At 51.8% G+C, this 17,624-nt stretch carries 18 protein-coding genes; 16 read left to right on the forward strand and 2 right to left on the reverse strand.

Annotated elements, in window-relative coordinates:
• Positions 1-120: 120 nt before the first annotated feature.
• The 6 genes from AAFN83_RS00625 (at position 121) to AAFN83_RS00650 (ending at position 5,133) form a co-directional block, all read left to right on the forward strand.
• A complete protein-coding gene (locus AAFN83_RS00625; RefSeq protein WP_347766383.1) occupies positions 121-438 on the forward strand; it encodes a YunC family protein in 318 nt (105 codons plus the stop codon).
• A 95-nt stretch (positions 439-533) separates the two neighbouring features.
• Positions 534-1,331, forward strand: coding sequence for an SDR family NAD(P)-dependent oxidoreductase (locus tag AAFN83_RS00630; RefSeq protein WP_347766384.1), 798 nt, complete (start codon positions 534-536; stop codon positions 1,329-1,331).
• Between the two features lie 105 nt (positions 1,332-1,436).
• A complete protein-coding gene (locus AAFN83_RS00635; RefSeq protein WP_347766385.1) occupies positions 1,437-2,225 on the forward strand; it encodes an SDR family oxidoreductase in 789 nt (262 codons plus the stop codon).
• Between the two features lie 293 nt (positions 2,226-2,518).
• Positions 2,519-3,661: an MFS transporter gene (locus tag AAFN83_RS00640; protein WP_347767340.1), complete on the forward strand. Its 1,143-nt coding sequence runs from the start codon at positions 2,519-2,521 to the stop codon at positions 3,659-3,661.
• A gap of 104 nt (positions 3,662-3,765) precedes the next feature.
• Positions 3,766-3,990, forward strand: a complete 225-nt coding sequence (locus tag AAFN83_RS00645; RefSeq protein WP_347766386.1) for a hypothetical protein — start codon at positions 3,766-3,768, stop codon at positions 3,988-3,990.
• Positions 3,991-4,170: 180 nt separating this feature from the next.
• Positions 4,171-5,133 carry an alpha/beta fold hydrolase gene (locus AAFN83_RS00650; RefSeq protein WP_347766387.1) on the forward strand — a complete coding sequence of 321 codons (963 nt, stop codon included), beginning with the start codon at positions 4,171-4,173 and terminating at the stop codon, positions 5,131-5,133.
• An 84-nt stretch (positions 5,134-5,217) separates the two neighbouring features.
• Here the strand turns inward: AAFN83_RS00650 and AAFN83_RS00655 are convergent, their stop codons facing one another.
• Entirely contained in the window at positions 5,218-6,285 is a 1,068-nt protein-coding gene (locus tag AAFN83_RS00655; protein WP_347766388.1) for a hypothetical protein, read from the reverse strand.
• A gap of 148 nt (positions 6,286-6,433) precedes the next feature.
• Positions 6,434-6,601: an asparagine synthase gene (locus AAFN83_RS00660; protein WP_347766389.1), complete on the reverse strand. Its 168-nt coding sequence runs from the start codon at positions 6,599-6,601 to the stop codon at positions 6,434-6,436.
• A 174-nt stretch (positions 6,602-6,775) separates the two neighbouring features.
• Between AAFN83_RS00660 and AAFN83_RS00665 the strand changes: the two genes are divergently transcribed.
• The 10 genes from AAFN83_RS00665 to AAFN83_RS00705 all read left to right on the forward strand — a co-directional run bounded on the left by AAFN83_RS00665 (position 6,776) and on the right by AAFN83_RS00705 (position 17,556).
• Complete coding sequence (locus tag AAFN83_RS00665; RefSeq protein WP_347766390.1) at positions 6,776-7,378, forward strand: DUF1802 family protein; 603 nt, start codon at positions 6,776-6,778, stop codon at positions 7,376-7,378.
• A 215-nt stretch (positions 7,379-7,593) separates the two neighbouring features.
• Positions 7,594-8,370 (forward strand): Fe-S cluster assembly ATPase SufC, encoded by a 777-nt coding sequence (gene sufC, locus AAFN83_RS00670; RefSeq protein ID WP_347767342.1) that lies wholly within the window; start codon positions 7,594-7,596, stop codon positions 8,368-8,370.
• Positions 8,371-8,394: 24 nt separating this feature from the next.
• Positions 8,395-9,693, forward strand: a complete 1,299-nt coding sequence (sufD, locus tag AAFN83_RS00675; RefSeq protein ID WP_347766391.1) for a Fe-S cluster assembly protein SufD — start codon at positions 8,395-8,397, stop codon at positions 9,691-9,693.
• Entirely contained in the window at positions 9,690-10,916 is a 1,227-nt protein-coding gene (locus AAFN83_RS00680; RefSeq protein ID WP_347766392.1) for a cysteine desulfurase, read from the forward strand. Before sufD ends, AAFN83_RS00680 begins: the two co-directional genes overlap by 4 nt.
• Entirely contained in the window at positions 10,903-11,331 is a 429-nt protein-coding gene (gene sufU / locus AAFN83_RS00685; protein WP_347766393.1) for a Fe-S cluster assembly sulfur transfer protein SufU, read from the forward strand. The genes AAFN83_RS00680 and sufU overlap by 14 nt, the downstream gene beginning before the upstream one ends.
• A 15-nt stretch (positions 11,332-11,346) precedes the next feature.
• Positions 11,347-12,744: a Fe-S cluster assembly protein SufB gene (gene sufB / locus AAFN83_RS00690; protein WP_347766394.1), complete on the forward strand. Its 1,398-nt coding sequence runs from the start codon at positions 11,347-11,349 to the stop codon at positions 12,742-12,744.
• 654 nt (positions 12,745-13,398) lie between these two features.
• Positions 13,399-14,502 (forward strand): acyltransferase, encoded by a 1,104-nt coding sequence (locus tag AAFN83_RS22095; protein ID WP_481810460.1) that lies wholly within the window; start codon positions 13,399-13,401, stop codon positions 14,500-14,502.
• A gap of 413 nt (positions 14,503-14,915) precedes the next feature.
• Positions 14,916-15,542, forward strand: coding sequence for a hypothetical protein (locus tag AAFN83_RS00695; RefSeq protein WP_347766395.1), 627 nt, complete (start codon positions 14,916-14,918; stop codon positions 15,540-15,542).
• 207 nt (positions 15,543-15,749) lie between these two features.
• The gene (locus AAFN83_RS00700; protein WP_347766396.1) at positions 15,750-16,070 is read left to right on the forward strand and encodes a hypothetical protein; all 321 of its coding nucleotides are present in this window, start codon (positions 15,750-15,752) and stop codon (positions 16,068-16,070) included.
• A gap of 280 nt (positions 16,071-16,350) precedes the next feature.
• Positions 16,351-17,556, forward strand: coding sequence for an acyltransferase (locus tag AAFN83_RS00705; RefSeq protein WP_347766397.1), 1,206 nt, complete (start codon positions 16,351-16,353; stop codon positions 17,554-17,556).
• Positions 17,557-17,624: the final 68 nt, after the last annotated feature.

Raw genomic sequence — 17,624 nt, forward strand, 5'->3', positions numbered from 1 at the left:
CGACCCGGTAAGATTATCTTTTTCTGAGAAGACCTCGGACTTTCCTTGTCAATCGCCTATATCTACCAGATTCCTCCTTTCATATAGTGAGGTATGTTCATCGGGAGGGAGGCACGGCAAATGATGAGGATGGTGCCGATTTCCATCGGGGATCGCATAGCCCTTGGAGTGGAAGTCAAGCTGCCGAAGACAACGCTGCTCGCAGTTACAGCGGACCAGGGATACATCATGTGCGGGGCGCTGGATATCGGGCTGTTGAACGAGCGGCTCCACGAGCGCAGGATCATCGCAGGGCGAGCGGTCGGGGTGCGGACGCTAGAAGAGCTCCTGGAGGCGCCGCTGGAGTCGGTTACGCGGGAAGCGAAGAGCTTGGGCATCCTTCCCGGCATGAAGGGAAGGGATGCGGTGGCGCGCATGTGGGGGAACGGGAATCCATGAGGGGATGAGGGAAGCAACCAGGCAGGAGTAAGGAGCAAGCGGGGGAGCTGCAGCTGCAGGCTCGTCCTGCTTTTACATAGGAGGAACAAGGGACGATGGCAATTCGGCAATGGAAGGGATCAAACAAGAACGTGTTGATTACCGGGGCCTCCTCAGGAATCGGACTAGAGCTGGCGCGTATGTTTGCCTCAGGCGGAAGCGGGCTGGTGCTGGTAGCCCGGAACGAGGCCGCGCTCGAACGGCTGGCGGAGGAGCTGCGGCGTCAATACGACATTCCGGTGACGGTGATGGCCGAGGACTTGTCCGATCCGACAGCGCCGGATCGAATCCTGGTGCAGCTTGCGGAGCGAGGCCTTCGCATCGATGCGCTCGTGAACAATGCCGGCGCGGGGTATAGCGGTGAGTTCCTGGACATCCCTTGGGAGAGGGATGAACAGGTGATGCAGTTGAACATGGCTTCGCTCACGAAGCTGACCAAGGAACTTGTGCGCGGAATGCGAGAACGAAAGAGCGGCGCGGTCTTGAATGTGGCTTCCACCGGCTCCTACCAGCCGGGGCCGCTCACGGCGGTTTATTACGCTTCGAAGGCGTATGTTCTCTCCTTGACATTGGCGCTTCGAAGAGAACTGGAGCCGTACGGCATATCGGTGTCGGCCCTCTGCCCGGGTGCGACGAGGACGGCGTTTTCCGAACGGGCAGGCAAGCAGGACCAACCGGGTGCCATGTCGCCGGAAAGGGTCGCCCGCATCGGCTACGATGCCTTTTGCAAGGGCAAGGCGGTCATCGTTCCAGGGTTCGGGAACAAAGCCGCCGTCGCGGTTAGCTGCCTGCTTCCGGGAACGCTTCTCGCCGGAATGGTCTATCGAATTCAGGAACGCGTTCTGCGAAAGTGAACGCGAGGCCTTCGTTTGCCCACATCTCTGCATGGACACAATGAGTAGCAAGGGTCCCTGTCTTCTCAAGCGGACAGGGACCGTGATGCGAAAGGGAGTGCAGGGATGGACAAGAGAATGGAAGGCAAGGTTGCCCTGGTTACAGGAGGCGGGTCCGGGATTGGGCGAGCCGCCGCGATCAAGCTGGCGCAGCATGGAGCCAAGGTGTGCATCATGGATTTAGGGGAGCGGCGCGCTCAGGAGGTAGAGGATGCGATTCGAAGCGCGGGTGGGGAATCGTTCGTGGCGGATGTCGATATCTCAGACCCGAAGCGGGTAGAGGGGGGCATCCTGGAAGCGGTGAGTCGCTACGGCCGCCTCGATTTTATCTTCGCCAATGCGGGAATCAACGGCACGTTTGCTCCGATTGAAGAGCTGCACCCCGACGATTGGGACAACACGATCTCGACAAATTTGAAGGGAACCTTCCTCACGGTGAAATATGCAGTCCCCCATCTGAAACAGCAGGGGGGCAGCATCGTCATCACCAGCTCGATCAACGGCAACCGCACCTTTACCCTGTTCGGGGCTTCCGCTTACAGCACGAGCAAGGCCGGACAGGTCGCCTTCATGCAGATGGCCGCGCTGGAGCTGGCCCGCTACAAGATCCGGGTCAACGCCATCTGCCCGGGGGCGATCGCCACGAATATCGATCAGAACACGACCAAGGCTCCAGCAGTCAAGGAGATCGAGATTCCGATCAACTATCCGGAAGGCGCGCAGCCCTTGGAGAAGGGGCCGGGCAGCGCGGAGCAGGTAGCGGATCTCGTCCTCTTTCTCGCATCCTCGGAATCCTCTCATATTACGGGGACGACGGTCTACATCGACGGAGCAGAATCTCTCCTGCACGGCTAAAACACGAGAGCCGTAGGGAATCTTGAACAGAAATGCAAAGCAAGGGCAGGGCTCCTTGTAAACAGGGAGAACTCGCCCTTGTTTTCATATTCTTCATGGATTTGGGTATCGCTCCTTTTGCAAGCCATGTGCTATGATAGGGATAACTCAAGATCCCACACAAAAGGAGTAGAACGGTCATTTTTCCGATCGATACCCGACATAAGCTACTTCACTCCAGGAGAGATTCGAAGAATCGCCGGCATCTCCGCATCCTCACGTTGGAAGGGCTTCCATCCATTATTTTCCAAACATTGCTCGGAGGTCAATTCCTTACCGGGTACTTGATGTATCTCGGGGCCTCACCGAGTCAAATCGGCTTGGTGCTGGCGATCCCGACGCTTGCGAACGTCCTGCAAATTCCGTTCGCTTCCTTCAGCCACAAGCTGCATCGCAAATGGGGCTTTGTCACGCTCGCTTCCCTGCACCGGATTTGTTGGTCGGCCACCGGACTCATCCCTTTTCTATTTCCGAAGGAGCAGTGGATCGCGGTTTATCTGCCGCTCTATGCGGTCGCCTTTGTCGCCAATGCTACCTCCGCCATGATGTGGACCTCTCTCGTTGGAGATATGGTGCTTCCCCAGGTGCGCGCGAGGTATATGGGCTTTCGTAATATGGTGTTGAACGCTCTAGGAAGCTTGACTCTCTTCGCAGGGGGACAGATTCTCGATCGGTATCCGGGAGGACAAGGCTATCACATTCTCTTTGCAATCATCGGTGTCTTGGCGGTCCTCAACATCATCATGTTCACCACTTATCCGAACCTGCCGCTCGAGCAGTCAACCCAGCAAGGGCTAAAGTCGATGCTGACCCAGCCCCTGAAAGACCGCTCGTTCATGAAGGCGTCGCTTTTTCTTAGCCTGTGGCTGCTGTTGCAGGGGATCGTAGTTCCTCTTTACTCGTATATCATGTTGAACTATTTGGGCCTCTCTCAAGGCAAAGTCTCTGCTATGACGATCCTGCAAACGCTTGCGATGGTCGTCAGCTTCTATGTCTGGGGCCAATGGAATACCCGTTTTTCCAACAAGACGCTTCTATTCTGGACGCTGCCTGTCATAACCGCCAGCTGCCTGTCGTGGGGGCTGCTGAGCCTCCTGCCGACAATCCCCGTTCTTGTTCTTGTTCACCTGTTGATCGGCTTCGGCATTGGCGGATTCAATCAGCTTGTCTTCAATTTCACCATAGGGGATACGCCGAAGAGCGAACGGCCGATGTTCATCGCCGTCTATTCTGCTCTGACCGGGATCGCAGGCTTTATCGGGCCGATCGTGGGCGGCTGGATCTTCGAGCGGTTGGAGGGAAGCCCCTATTGGATGCAAGCGTACGGGGTCGCTCTTGGAACGGGCATCACCCTTCTAGCTCTTACCGTAACGCTTGCTCGCAAGGCGCTGCGCTAAGCCTGGGCACAAGCGAAGAGCAAATCGCATCGAGCTTCCCCTTGGTTCGCCCCTCCCTTAAGCGGGTAAGGAGAACGTATCAAGGCGTAAGGGCGGGAGAAGGATTGGAGAAGCGAAACGTCAATCAGGCGGATTATGACAAACTCAGTTCACCGGAGAGAGCCGTCTATGACGTAATGAACAGCGGGCAAGTAGAGGATTATTCCATTGCCCGGATTGCCGAAATGACGCACTTGAGCGAAATGCATGTCAAGGTTGCCATGCAGCTCCTGTACCTCCGAAGGCTGACGGACTTCAATCCGTTGGAGCCCATTAACGAAGAGCAGTGAGCCGTTACTTATCCCATCATAATGACAAGCATCCGGAAGGTGACTCTTTCGAGATGCTTGTTTTTTGTGGAGAGGGAATATTTCGTGAACGATCATCCTCTCGCCTTGGCAGCGGAAGCTGCTTTCGCTACACTGAAATGGACCGTTATCCATTCATCCATTTGGAAAAGAGGAGTCCTCATGCCGTTAGTTGATCTACCGCTTGAACAGTTAAAGGGATACGAAGGAAAAAGTCCGCGCCCTGATGATTTCGAAGCCTATTGGGCTAAGGCGCTTCAAGAAATGAAAGCGGTTGAACCCGATGTTGAGCTCGTTCCCGCGAAGTTCAACGTTCCGAATGCAGAATGCTTCGACCTGTATTTCACGGGGGTGCGCGGTGCTCGGATACATGCCAAGTATGTTCGTCCCCTTCATACCCCAGGTCCGCATCCCGCCGTTGTTCAATTCCACGGCTACTCCGGTCATTCGGGAGACTGGATGGAAAAGGTGGCGCTCGCCTCTCTCGGGTTCAGTGTCATCTCCATGGATGCTCGAGGACAGGGAGGAACCTCGGAGGACAAGGGAGGAGTGAAGGGGAACACGCTCAACGGGCACATCATCCGCGGATTGGACAGTGAAGATCCGCATGATCTGCTTTTCCGTCACATCTTCCTCGACACGGCGCAGTTGGCCGGCATTGTGATGGAACTCCCCGAAGTAGATCCGAAGCGGGTTGCAGCGACCGGCTGGTCGCAGGGCGGAGCCTTGACGCTGGCCTGCGCGGCGCTTGAACCGCGGGTGTGGAGAGCGGCTCCGGTCTATCCCTTCCTAAGCGATTACCGCCGGGTTTGGGAGATGGATTTGGCCAAGGATGCTTATGAGGAGCTGAGGACCTACTTCCGGGTATTTGATCCGCAGCATGAGAGAGAAGAAGAGGTCTTTACCAAATTGGGATATATCGACATCCAAAATCTGACGAATCGCATCCAGGCCGACGTGATGATGGCGATTGGCCTTATGGACACGGTATGCCCCCCGTCCACCCAGATGGCGGCCTATAACAAGATTACAGCGCCAAAACGCCTGGAAGTGTTCCCGGATTACGGTCATGAATGGATTCCTGGGCTCCATGACAAGATCGCCCGCTATCTGCTGGAGGGCTGACCGTTAGCATTCCCTTTCCCTACACCAAAAAGCTCCGATCCCTAAAAGGGGTCGGAGCTTTCTCTATCTTCGAAGAGGATGATCTTATTCCAGGTCCATGGAACCCATGAATGCGGCTCCAATCTGTTCCTGCAGCTCGGTAAAGCTGATCGTTTCTTCCTTGCCCGGGACCGTGACCTCGGTCTTGGTCTTGTTGATGTCGGTGGCATTGAAGCTCAGGTCAAACGCAACTTGGGCGGCTTCTCCCTGTTCGTCCTTCGCGGTTACATCATAGTTCTGACGAAGATAGGCGAGATAGCCGCTCTTGTCGAGACCGAATTGAGCGATTGCCTTGTTGACCGTCAGGCTCTTTTGCAGCTCGTCGGTCGTGAAGCCGTCGACAGCGGTTTGGAATTGTCCGAGCATGGCCGGATCGACGCCGCTTGCTGCCCGGTATTGTTCCTTGCCGAGAATAGCGATGACTTCGGGAAGAACTTCCTTGACGAGCTTCTCCACTATCTTGGGGAAGGTGTCGTTGGTGACGCTGTATTCCACGACTTCCTTCACGTTCTCCGGCACTTCCGCGCTGGATTTCTTAACGCTGACCTTGACCAGATTGGAGTCATCCTTGAAATGTTTGGCGATGACGCCTTCCAGCTCTTTGTTCAATTTCTCTTGAGTGGCTTCATCCAGCGTTTCTTGCGTATCGACTTCACCGGTGCTTTCGGCTAAGCTTTGCAGCTCATCCTTGGTGATGGCGACGTATTTGCCTGCAAGCGTGTCAGGAAGCGGAAGAAGCGGGGTTTGCGGAATTTTGACATAGAACGTGTCCTCGGCGTAGACCATCGGAATGGTGAGGGTGAAGGCCATGTCTCCCTTGATGCCGACCTCCAGGTTCACATTCCCTTTCTTTTCCTTCGTATATTGGACTCCGGAAAATTTCAGTTCGAGATCGGTCGGCAGCGGGACGGCAAGTGCCGTTTCGCTTTCCTCTTGCAAGGATTTGTCGCTGATCTTCATGGCGAGCGATCCGCTAAAGTCGAATGAATTCGCTTCGGCCAGCTTGGTGCTTCCGTGCTTCAGCGTGTCATAAGCCGTTTTGTTTTGTCCACATGCGGTCAAGGACAAGAGCAGAAGTACGGTAAAAACAGAAAATAACCATTTTTTTGTCATGAGCCCACTCCTTCTTGTGATTGCCTTACCACTTCAAGCTATCACAGAAAGGAAGAAAGGAAAAGGGAATCTTTTCAATAAATAAGACAGGAAGGCAGCCGATTGGCTGCCCCGAGGCTTGTCTAGCTCCACTGCCTGCCGGCATTGGTTACGACATGCTCCTGCGATGCTCTACCAGGTCAATGGCTCCGAGGACGACATGTGCCGCTCCGAAGCCCAAGACCGCTGTACCAACCATCGGATACCTCGTGCGCAGCATAGCGCCCGTAGCTGTGACCGCCGTGCCCAATAGTGCCGGGATGAGTCCCTCGCGCATCGGATTTCACTCTCCATTCGTTGGTTTGGCCGAGCACTTCTATCTTTGCCACCCGGCATCGGGCTTATGTAGGGAATTCGTTCCTGCTCTCCCTTGATTGCAGGAAGCTGGTATTCACTTTATAATAATTATAAAATACAAAGTGTTGTTCTTTTTATGAAAAGGGAGGACCTAATGGATCATCATGAACCGGTGGTTGCCTTGAAGGAATGGGCTGTTACTTTGGAGGCCATGGGGGAAGGCAACCAGATCCTCCTGCTGCGCAAGGGTGGAATCCGTGAGGAGACACGCGATTTCGCATTAAAGAGCTCCAGCTTCTACCTGTTTCCCACCTATGAGCATCAAAAGGAAGCGCTGATCAAGGATGCTTATAAACCATTGCTTGCGGATACGATGACCAAAGCGGAAGATGAGGCAGGTTATGTTACCCTGACCTATTGGGCAGAGGTTGTTCAAGACTTGGAATTGACGGATGAGCATCAAGTGGCAAAGCTGCAGGATCTGCACCTGTGGACCGCGACCTACGTGTATGAACGCTTTCACTGGAAGCCGACCCGACCGCTGCATTTGCTGCTTCTTCGAGTTTATCGCCTGGATGAACCCCTCCGTTTGCCGCTTCTTGCTCGTTACAGCGGCTGCAAATCATGGATTGCATGGGATGCGACATCCGATACTGACGGCATGGATTTTTCTCCACAAAGGGTAACCCCTGTCCTGGATGAGGATGCCTTTCAACAAGCAATCAAGGCTGTCCACAGCGCTTTGGAATTGAAATGATGACGATTTGATGGCATCGTACATCGAAACGATTAGGAATGAGTTGGTTCATTGCAATTTGTCACCATTTGTACTAAAATCAACACTGATAATCACTGATTATCATTGAGAATCAATAGCGTTGCCCATTATTAGGTGACGGATTCTGGAACGAACCCGTTCCCTTGATTCATACCTACAGGACATGGAGGAGTGGATGAACAGTGGCAAGCACGATGCATTTTCAAATTGAAGGTTTGAAGGCGAATATTGAGAATAAAGAGATTTTGAAGGGCTTCGATCTCACGATCAACAACGGAGAGATTCACGCCATTATGGGCCCGAACGGGACGGGGAAGAGCACCTTGGCTTCCGTGCTGATGGGGCATCCGAAATATGAAGTGACCGCAGGTTCCGTAACCTTGGATGGAGAAGACCTGCTGGAGATGTCGGTCGACGAGCGCGCTCGCGCCGGGCTTTTCCTGGCTATGCAATATCCGAGTGAAATTCCCGGGGTCACGAACTCCGACTTCTTGCGCAGCGCTATCAACGCTCGCCGGGGAGAAGGCAACGAGATTTCCCTCATGAAGTTCATTCGTCAAATGGAAGCAAAGATGAAGGACCTGGAGATGAATCCGGCCTTCGCTCATCGCTACTTAAATGAAGGCTTCTCCGGCGGGGAGAAGAAACGCAACGAAATTTTGCAGCTGATGCTGCTTGAGCCGAGACTGACGATCCTCGATGAAATCGACTCCGGCCTCGACATCGATGCCCTGCGGATCGTGGCCGATGGCGTCAACGCCATGCGGAGCGAGGAACGCAGCTTCCTGATTATTACCCACTATCAGCGTCTGCTGAATTACATCAAGCCGGACTTCGTCCACGTCATGATGCAAGGACGCATCGTCCGTTCCGGCGGACCGGAGCTCGCGGAGCGTCTGGAGAACGAAGGCTACGAATGGCTGAAGGAAGAGCTCGGCATCGTAGACGAAGTGGTTGGCCAAGAAGCTTAATACGTCGAACAGGAGGAACTCGTCATGACTTTGAATACCTTGCTTCCTGTTGACCCTAAGGTTCTGGCCGATCGTTCCCGAAGCGCGGGCGAGCCGGCATGGCTCACCGAGCTTCGGCTGAAGGGGCTGGAGCTTGCGGGCGAACGGGAGCTTCCGCAATTGGAGAAAACCCGCATCGACCGGTGGAATTGGGCGACACTGTCGCTGGATGCGGCCGGACACGCAACAGAAACGAACACGACCCCGGCGCTGACGGAGCTTCTTCCGTCCGAGAATGCCGGCAATGCGCTCGTTCAGATCGGAGCTCGCACGGTTCATCGCGAGCTGTCGGAGGAGCTTAAGGCGCAAGGCGTCATCTTTACGGATTTGGTGACCGCCGCTCGTGAGCATGAAGACAAGGTGCGGCCTTATTTGCTGAAGGCGATCGCTGCTGACGAGCACCGACTGACGGCGCTGCACGCGGCGTTCTGGAACGGCGGGGCCTTCCTGTATGTTCCGAAGAACGTCCAGGTGGAGATTCCGCTGTATGCGTCCTTCATGACCGAAGCAGGCGAGACGCTGCTTGCCCCGCACGTCCTGATCGTGGCGGAGGAGGGCAGCTCGGTTGCTTACGTCGAGCAGTTTCAGAGCGGAAGCGAGGAAGCGGCACAGGTCGTTCCGGGAGCGGCAGAGGTATTCGCCGCAGCCGGAGCGCAGGTGCGCTTCGCCAGCATCCACAACCTCTCGACCTCGGTGATCGACGTCGCCTACCGCCGCGCCATTCTGGAGCAGGACGCTCGTGTCGAATGGGTCGTAGGCGAGCTGAGCGCCGGCAACGGCATCTCGGACACCACGACCTATCTGAACGGCAAAGGCTCTTCCGCCGATGCCAAAGTGATCTGCGTCGGTGACGGCGAGCAGCGCCTCAACCTGACCACCCGCAATGTTCATGTCGGTCGCGCGACGGAGTCCGATATGTCGACGCGCGCCGTCATGCGCGAATCGGCCACGGCGATCATCAACGGCATCACGAAGATCGAGAAGGGTGCTACGGGTGCGAACGGCCAGCAGGCTGAGAAGGTGTTAATGCTCAGCCCCACTGCTCGCGGTGACGCGAACCCGATTCTTCTGATCGACGAGGATGATGTGAAGGCCGGCCACGCCGCAAGCGTTGGCCAAGTAAACCCGGAGCAAATCTTCTACTTGATGTCGCGCGGACTCACGCGCACCGAAGCCGAACGCCTCGTGATCTATGGCTTCCTTGCCCCGGTTGTCGCTGAGATTCCGCTGCCGGAGCTGGAGAAGCAGCTTCGTGAGCTGGTGGAAAGGAAGTTGGGGCAATGAATGCAAGCGAGCTTCGCAAGCTCTTCCCGATCCTGGATCAGGAAGTAAACGGCCATCCGCTGGTTTATCTGGACAGTGCAGCGACCTCTCAGAAACCGATCCCCGTCCTCGAAGCGCTGAAGGCCTATTATGAGCACGACAACGCCAACGTCCATCGCGGAGTCCATACGCTGGGCTCCCGAGCGACGGACGCTTACGAGGGGGCTCGCGAGAAGGTTGCTGCGTTCCTGAACGCCCGCTATACGGAAGAGATTATCTTCACGCGCGGAACGACCACGGCGATCAATCTGGTTGCGGCAAGCTATGCACGCTCGGTGTGTCGGGAAGGGGACGAAATCGTCCTTACCCCGATCGAGCATCACAGCAACCTGATCCCGTGGCAGCAAGCGGCCAAGGCGACCGGAGCTACGCTGAAATACATCCCGGTACAACCGGATGGATCGCTTCTTCTGGAGGATGTGGAGGCGACGATCACCCCGAACACGAAGATGGTGGCGCTGACCTACGTCTCCAATGTGATGGGGACCGTCAATCCGGTAAAACAGATCGCGGCGATCGCTCACAAGCACGGTGCCAAGATTCTGGTAGACGGAGCCCAAAGCACGCCGCACATGAAGGTGGATGTGCGGGACCTGGACTGCGACTTCTACGCCTTTTCCGGCCACAAGATGTGCGCGCCAACCGGCATCGGCTGCTTGTACGGGAAGAAGGAGCTGCTCGAGAAGATGGAGCCGGTGGAATTCGGAGGGGAGATGATCGACCACGTCGATCTCTACGAATCCACCTGGAAGGAACTGCCCTGGCGGTTTGAAGGCGGAACGCCGATCATCGCCGGAGCGGTGGGCCTCGGGGCGGCCATCGATTTCCTGCAGGAGATCGGGCTGGACGAAATCGAACGCCACGAGCACGAACTCGCGGCTTATGCCTACGAGCGCCTATCCGAGATCGATGGATTGGCCATCTACGGACCGAGCAAGAACCGCAGCGGGTTGGTCACCTTTAACCTGGGAGAGGTTCACCCTCACGATGTAGCGACGGTGCTGGATTCCGAAGGCGTAGCGGTGCGGGCCGGTCATCACTGCTGCCAGCCTCTCATGAGATGGCTCGCCGTCACGGCGACGGCACGCGCGAGCTTCTATTTGTATAATACCCATGAGGATGTCGATCGCCTCGCCGCCGCACTCGTGAAGACAAAGGAGTACTTCGGCCATGGAATTGGATGATTTGTACCGCAGGGTCATTATGGATCATTATAAAAATCCCCGGAACCGCGGAACCTTTGATGGAGACGCGGTGACGGTTAACCTGAACAACCCTTCCTGCGGCGACCGCATTACCTTGCAGCTCAAGGTGGAAGAAGGCGTCGTGCAGGATGCTAAGTTTCAAGGAGAGGGCTGTTCCATCAGCCTGTCCTCCGCTTCGATGATGACCGATGCCGTCAAAGGGAAAACGATGGAGGAGGCCATGGGCATGGCCGAGAACTTTTCCTGTATGATGCGGGGGCAAGATGTGGACTTCGACTATGACGACATCGAGGCGCTGTCCGGCGTCAAGAAATTCCCGGCGCGCATCAAGTGCGCCACCCTCGCGTGGAATGCCATGCGCAAAGGACTGGAACGTCCAGAATCAAACGACTAGAAGGAGGGAACCGACGTGGCAAAGCAAATGCCTGAAATGGAAGAGTACAAATACGGGTTTCGCGACGAGCACAAGGCGGTCTTTCAATCTGGCAAGGGGCTCACTCCTGAGATCGTAACCGAAATCTCCCGTATGAAGGGAGAACCGGACTGGATGCTGGAATTCCGCTTGAAATCGCTGGAACACTTCTACCGGATGCCGATGCCCAAATGGGGCGGCAACCTGGATGAGCTCGACTTTAACGACATTCAATACTATGTCAAGCCGGCGGAGAAGCAGGGAAAGACATGGGAAGAAGTTCCATCGGAGATCAAGGAAACCTTCGACAAGCTGGGCATCCCGGAAGCGGAGCAAAAGTTCCTCGCTGGTGTCTCTGCCCAATATGAATCCGAGGTTGTCTACCACAGCATGCAAGAGGACTTGGAAAAGCAAGGCGTGATCTTTACCGATACCGACACGGCGCTTCGGGAATACCCGGAGCTGTTCAGGAAGTACTTCGGTACCATCGTACCACCGACGGACAACAAGTTCGCCGCCTTGAATAGTGCCGTATGGTCCGGCGGCAGCTTCATCTACGTGCCGAAGGGCGTGAAGTGTGAAATCCCGCTTCAAGCATACTTCCGAATCAATTCCGAGAACATGGGACAATTCGAGCGCACGCTGATCGTTACTGACGAAGACAGCTTCGTGCACTATGTAGAAGGCTGTACCGCTCCGATCTACAGCACGAACTCGCTGCACAGCGCCGTCGTGGAGATCATCTGCCACAAGAACTCGCGTGCCCGCTACACGACGATCCAGAACTGGGCGCCGAACATCTACAACCTCGTCACGAAGCGTGCTGTTGCGGAAGAGAACGCCACCATGGAATGGGTGGACGGCAACATCGGCTCGAAGCTGACGATGAAATACCCGGCTGTTGTCCTGAAGGGACGCGGCGCCAAGGGGAGCGTGCTGTCCATTGCCGTTGCCGGCAAGGGTCAGCACCAGGACGCCGGAGCGAAGATGATCCACCTCGCGCCAGAGACCACTTCGACCATTGTGTCGAAGTCCATCTCCAAGCACGGTGGCAAGGTCACCTACCGCGGCCTCGCTTCCTTCGGCCGCAACTCCCAAGGCTCCAAAGCCAACATCAAGTGCGACACGCTGATCATGGATAAGCAATCCACGTCCGACACGATCCCGTACAACGAGATCATGAACGACAACGTGACGCTGGAGCATGAAGCGACCGTCTCGAAGGTATCCGAGGACCAGCTCTTCTACCTGATGAGCCGCGGCCTCACCGAAGCCGAAGCCACCCAAATGATCGTCATGGGCTTCATCGAGCCGTTCACCAAGGAACTTCCCATGGAGTATGCCGTCGAGATGAACCGTCTCATCAAGTTCGAAATGGAAGGCAGTATCGGGTAACATCGTTTAAACAGATACGTGTCCGTAGTGATCTTGACACTCGTGTGTCCAAGGCGCTCGGGCACGTTTTTTATTTTGCCCTAGACTCGCGCAAGTGAACGTTGTGGGAATGCCGTAAGCATGCGAAGGCATCTGTCATCCTGCTGAAAAGAACACTAATAGATTAATGAAACTAGTTGTTCACATATCAAAAGTTAACTTCTTTTCAGTTGAGGCTATCTGCTTTAGAATCTAAATAGATAGTGCATCCAGCTTAATCGTTTTGTGATGCTCTTCGACTTCGGTGTGGAGATTTGCAAATATACAAGAGTCTTATTAACGGTCAAGAAAATGGAATAATTTTACGCACAAAAGAGTCTATCGGTGAAAGTGATGTAAATCACCCGTCAACCATCGGGATAGACCAAGCATATGTGCCCGGGTCGGATATGATCAAATTCCAATTACCCTCCGTTATTGATCAGTAATTGATGCCTATGATGTAAACTCGAACATGGTAATCGGTACGTTTGCTCAAGAAACTTCTTAACTAGGTAAGAGTATGTAGAAATGATTTGCGTAACAAATAAACCAAAAAAGGAGAAGGAATTCAGTACTCTAAAATAGAATAACTACTGAAAATTATCCGAAATTTTTAGGGATTGAGGGCGAGTAATGTCAACGATAAGCAAAACTAATCTAATTGAAACAACGAATAACCGAAATATTAATCTAGATCTATTAAGGATATTTTGCTGCATATCAATAATTGCTTTACATGATTCTGGATTTATAATTGAAATTGATTATGAATATTGGAGTATAATTAATACTATTGTAAGACCTACACTTTGGGTGTTTTTTTCATTGTCGGGGTTCCTACTATTGGAAAAGCCTATTAAGTCTGTGACAAATTTTTATTTAACAAGAATATCTAAAGTTGTTATAGGATTAGTTGTTTATTCAATATTATACCAGACTGTGTGGGATATAAATAATGTTAGAAGCTTTAGTGATTTTATTAAGTTGATATCATTTAAGCAAATGTTATCGGGAACTGTTCCATGGGCGGATCATTTTTGGTTTGTATACAGTATTTTAGCTCTTTATTTACTAACGCCTTTTATTTCGGATTGGTTTAAAAGTATGACGAATAAGCGATTTATTTATTTTGTAAGTATTGTTCTTGGATGCATGGTTATACCTCCCATACTAATAAACCTTTTTAATGTTTCTATAAATATAGATATTATGCTAGGAAAAGAAATCTTCTTCTATTATATTTTGGGGTATACTATTTTAAGATTAGAATTGTTTAGGTTTAAGAAGATTATTTTAACAGCTGGAATACTAACTTTATTTCTGACTTATCTGTTTAATTTTGATAGTAAGTTTGCATTAAATTTATATACAACTAGCATTAATATGGTGATATTATCGATTTTTTATTTTGTGCTTTTTTATAACTTTTCATTTAAAAATAAAATTGGAGGGGCTTTAGCTAAAGTTATATCTCATGTAAGCAAAAGTACCTATAGCATTTTTCTAATCCACATTTACGTAATGCGCCATCTTCCAAACTATTCTCATTTCTCAGATGAGACTTACAAATATCAGCTAATAATTAATACGTTCTTAATTTTTATTGTTTCGTATATCTCATCACAGATAATAGACTTCATTATAACGAAGCCCTTAAATAAAGGAGTTTCAAAATTGATAAAACTGTATAGTGAGAGTAAGTTGAAAACGGTGCCTGTAAGTAAAATGATGAAGTAGGAGAAGGGTCATTGGTTAACCCTTATCGATTAAATGGATACGTGTTTGAGTGTATTGGTACTCTTGTGTCAATACACTCAACACGTATTTTATTTTCCACAGTTTTAAGTAATGCTGTTTGTTAAACCCTCGAAAAAGTCGGAAGCCGGATAATCCAGAGCCTAGAACACATGGAAGTAATGACGAAGTACAATGAAGAGTTGGGAAAGGTAGGCGTGCGGGTTGCAACGAAACGACTTCATTACACAAAAATATGCTCCAATTGAATATCGACCCTTATCGACTATTAGCCTTTTGCCTTCTCCAATTAACGATACAAAATGGATCAGAAGTACTCTTCTCTCTGTTCGATTTATCATATACGACATTTTCCTACAAATGATACAATTATAGAAAAAGCAGGGGGGAACACGATGAAAAAAGCAATCACGTACATAGTAGCATTGGGAATTCTAGCGACGATGGTGGGTTGCGGAAGTGCTAAGGAAACAGGCGGTACAAGCGGTACAACCGCACCGAGTAGCACAACCGCACCAAGTAGTACAAGCGCTCCGAGTAGCGAAAGCAGCAGCGACGCATTTTCGGATAAGGACATCTCGATTGTAAGCACGAAGGACAAAGAGTTGAAGGTAAGCTACGGCGACAGTCGAGCCGATGTTGAGAAGAAGCTTGGCACTGGGACGGAGGGCCGGTTCTCTCTGGTGGACTATGAATCGGGAGCATCCATTTGGTACCGCGACGATAAAGTTGTGGGTTTCATGCTCGACGACGAATCTGATTTTACCACTCCGAATGGGGTAGAAGTCGGGATGAAGAAAAGCAAGGTCGAAAAGCTCTACGGAAAGCAATTCCTTCAAACGGAAAGCGATCGAAGCCTCGACTACGTCTACGACAAGAGCAAAAGCGAGTGGGTGACCGATCCGAGTGAAGTTAAAAAAGCGGAGATGGACAACTATCTCCATATAAATGTCAGTTTTGACGAGGATCAGGTGAATCGCATTTTGCTAGGCGATGAGAGAGTAGCTTCGCTCGGAAACTAATAGAAATGCGAGGAAGAGCAGCAGAAGAAGGCTGCTCTTTTTTTGTTGTGCAGACGCTCAGGCGTGTGAGGAAACCTGAAGAAAAGGGCGAGGTGCAATAAGTAATCAAATTATAGATTAAATTCCTTTAAATGTAACATTTATCACATCCAAATCATGTAAACTATGGAAAGATGGAAGAGATTAAAGAATAAGGAGGAGATCCGTATGAAGAAGTTCGTTATCGCGTTGGGAATGCTTGCCTTGCTTTTGGTAGGTCCGGCTTCCAGCTTTGCTGCTGAAGCTAAGGCTTTACCCGAGAAGCAGCCGATTGTCGTCGCTTCGGATTCTGTGTATGTCTCGGGTATCTCTAACTACTATACCAGCTTATCTGCCGTACCCAGCACTTACTATTATGTAACCCCGATTGGCAACAAGGTTTATGCAGGGACTCTCTCTCTCAGCTATGTGAATAGCACAGGCCCTAACTCGTACTATGCCTATTACGCCGGTACGCTCACATTCACCGGGTTGGTCCTTAGTAAATAACAGATATAAAAAAAGCACCCTCGGGTGCTTTTTTTATTGAAACGTGGCTTAGGGCAGCGGAGGAACCGATGTGCGTATGCCTGCTATTTTGAATAAAGCTTATGAATGCCAAGGATATCATCCGCTTGCGGTGTAGCAGCGGCGGTGAAAACGTCCGGGTGCATAATGGTATACGGCTTGTTGCTCCAATTCCTGAACATTTTGTGTATGCAAATTCACAAGTCTTCTTACCGCTCTTCTATGGTATCATTAGTAAACCATAACGAAGAGGATTGGGAAGATGTCGAAAAAAGAACCCATTTGGGAGATCAACCTGCTGCGCGCCTTTGCGATTTTGGCCGTCTTGCTCATTCATACGACCAGCATGCCCTTGAACCGGCTGGACGCCAGCTCGAACCTATATGGCGTGTACCTGCTGCTGAATCAATTCTCCAGCTTTGCCGTTCCCGTTTTTCTCTTTATCAGCGGAATCGTGCTCCTCTACACCTACTACGACCGACCTTGCACATGGACGAATATCGGAACCTTCTATAAAAAACGAGTGACAAGCGTTCTTCTGCCTTATCTCGTTTTTTCCATTGCCTACTTTCTATTGAACAACTATAACGTGCCCGAATACTTGTATAATCCGAAGCGGTTTGCCTATCTCCTGTTGACGGGCAGGGCACACACGCATCTATACTTTATGTTTATCATTCTTCAATTTTATGTGCTCTTTCCGATTTTCTGGGCGGCAGCAAGAAAGCTCAAGGGATGGTTCCCGGTAGTCGCCTTTGCCTTGCAGATCGGGTACATGTTCTTCAATCGGGAGGTCGTTGTGCACCTCACCTCCATCCCGGCTATTTTTCATCGAACCGGAAGCCTGTCCATCTCGTATTTTGGTTTTTTTGCTCTGGGCGGTTTGATCGGGATGTACTATCCTCGTTGGAAAAGGTACCTCCGTCCATCGCCGGAAGATCGCCGTCATCCTATTCCGTGGGGAGCTTTGATCGTTCTTTGGCTGGCGGTTGGCTTGTACCAAGTTTATATCGCCTATAGGGGGAACGTTCACGGGATCCGGCTGAGCTCGCTTACCATGTACTGGATCTGGTTTGCCTATAATACCTTGTCTTCCCTTGCCCTGCTGAAACTATCGGCACTGGGAGTGGCGAAGCTCCCGGTAAGAGCGGTCCAAGTGTTGATGAATTTAGGTGCGTGCGCATTCGGCATTTACTTGATTCATCCGATGCTGCAATGGTTTTACCGGCTCATTCCGTTGGACAACAACCCGCTGTTTTTCCACAGCTATTTCCTCGGCATGTTTGCAGTTGCGTTCTTCATTTCCTGGGCAATCACCGCCTGGCTGCCCAAGAAAGTACGAGGATCGGTCTGGATTCTGGGCTCCTCTCCAAAAAAGGTGCCGGTTGAGGCATGGCGACCAGAGGCAAACCATCCATCCAAGAAGCGTATAGACAAAAGGACGAGAGGACGATCCGTATCCGGTTGATAAATAAGCAGTGCCTCCCGCGATTTCGCGAGAGGCACTTTTTGGAGGAATCGTTCTGTTATGTAAGG

Source organism: Gorillibacterium sp. CAU 1737 (assembly GCF_039888655.1).
Taxonomy (GTDB): domain Bacteria; phylum Bacillota; class Bacilli; order Paenibacillales; family NBRC-103111; genus Gorillibacterium.

Coding starts and splice junctions, on each gene's coding strand:
- AAFN83_RS00625 (WP_347766383.1), top strand. CDS start 121: ATGATGAGGATGGTGCCGATTTCCATCGGGGATCGCATAGCCCTTGGA.
- AAFN83_RS00630 (WP_347766384.1), top strand. CDS start 534: ATGGCAATTCGGCAATGGAAGGGATCAAACAAGAACGTGTTGATTACC.
- AAFN83_RS00635 (WP_347766385.1), top strand. CDS start 1,437: ATGGACAAGAGAATGGAAGGCAAGGTTGCCCTGGTTACAGGAGGCGGG.
- AAFN83_RS00650 (WP_347766387.1), top strand. CDS start 4,171: ATGCCGTTAGTTGATCTACCGCTTGAACAGTTAAAGGGATACGAAGGA.
- AAFN83_RS00655 (WP_347766388.1), bottom strand. CDS start 6,285: ATGACAAAAAAATGGTTATTTTCTGTTTTTACCGTACTTCTGCTCTTG.
- AAFN83_RS00660 (WP_347766389.1), bottom strand. CDS start 6,601: ATGCGCGAGGGACTCATCCCGGCACTATTGGGCACGGCGGTCACAGCT.
- AAFN83_RS00665 (WP_347766390.1), top strand. CDS start 6,776: ATGGATCATCATGAACCGGTGGTTGCCTTGAAGGAATGGGCTGTTACT.
- sufC (WP_347767342.1), top strand. CDS start 7,594: ATGCATTTTCAAATTGAAGGTTTGAAGGCGAATATTGAGAATAAAGAG.
- sufD (WP_347766391.1), top strand. CDS start 8,395: ATGACTTTGAATACCTTGCTTCCTGTTGACCCTAAGGTTCTGGCCGAT.
- AAFN83_RS00680 (WP_347766392.1), top strand. CDS start 9,690: ATGAATGCAAGCGAGCTTCGCAAGCTCTTCCCGATCCTGGATCAGGAA.
- sufU (WP_347766393.1), top strand. CDS start 10,903: ATGGAATTGGATGATTTGTACCGCAGGGTCATTATGGATCATTATAAA.
- AAFN83_RS22095 (WP_481810460.1), top strand. CDS start 13,399: ATGTCAACGATAAGCAAAACTAATCTAATTGAAACAACGAATAACCGA.
- AAFN83_RS00695 (WP_347766395.1), top strand. CDS start 14,916: ATGAAAAAAGCAATCACGTACATAGTAGCATTGGGAATTCTAGCGACG.
- AAFN83_RS00700 (WP_347766396.1), top strand. CDS start 15,750: ATGAAGAAGTTCGTTATCGCGTTGGGAATGCTTGCCTTGCTTTTGGTA.
- AAFN83_RS00705 (WP_347766397.1), top strand. CDS start 16,351: ATGTCGAAAAAAGAACCCATTTGGGAGATCAACCTGCTGCGCGCCTTT.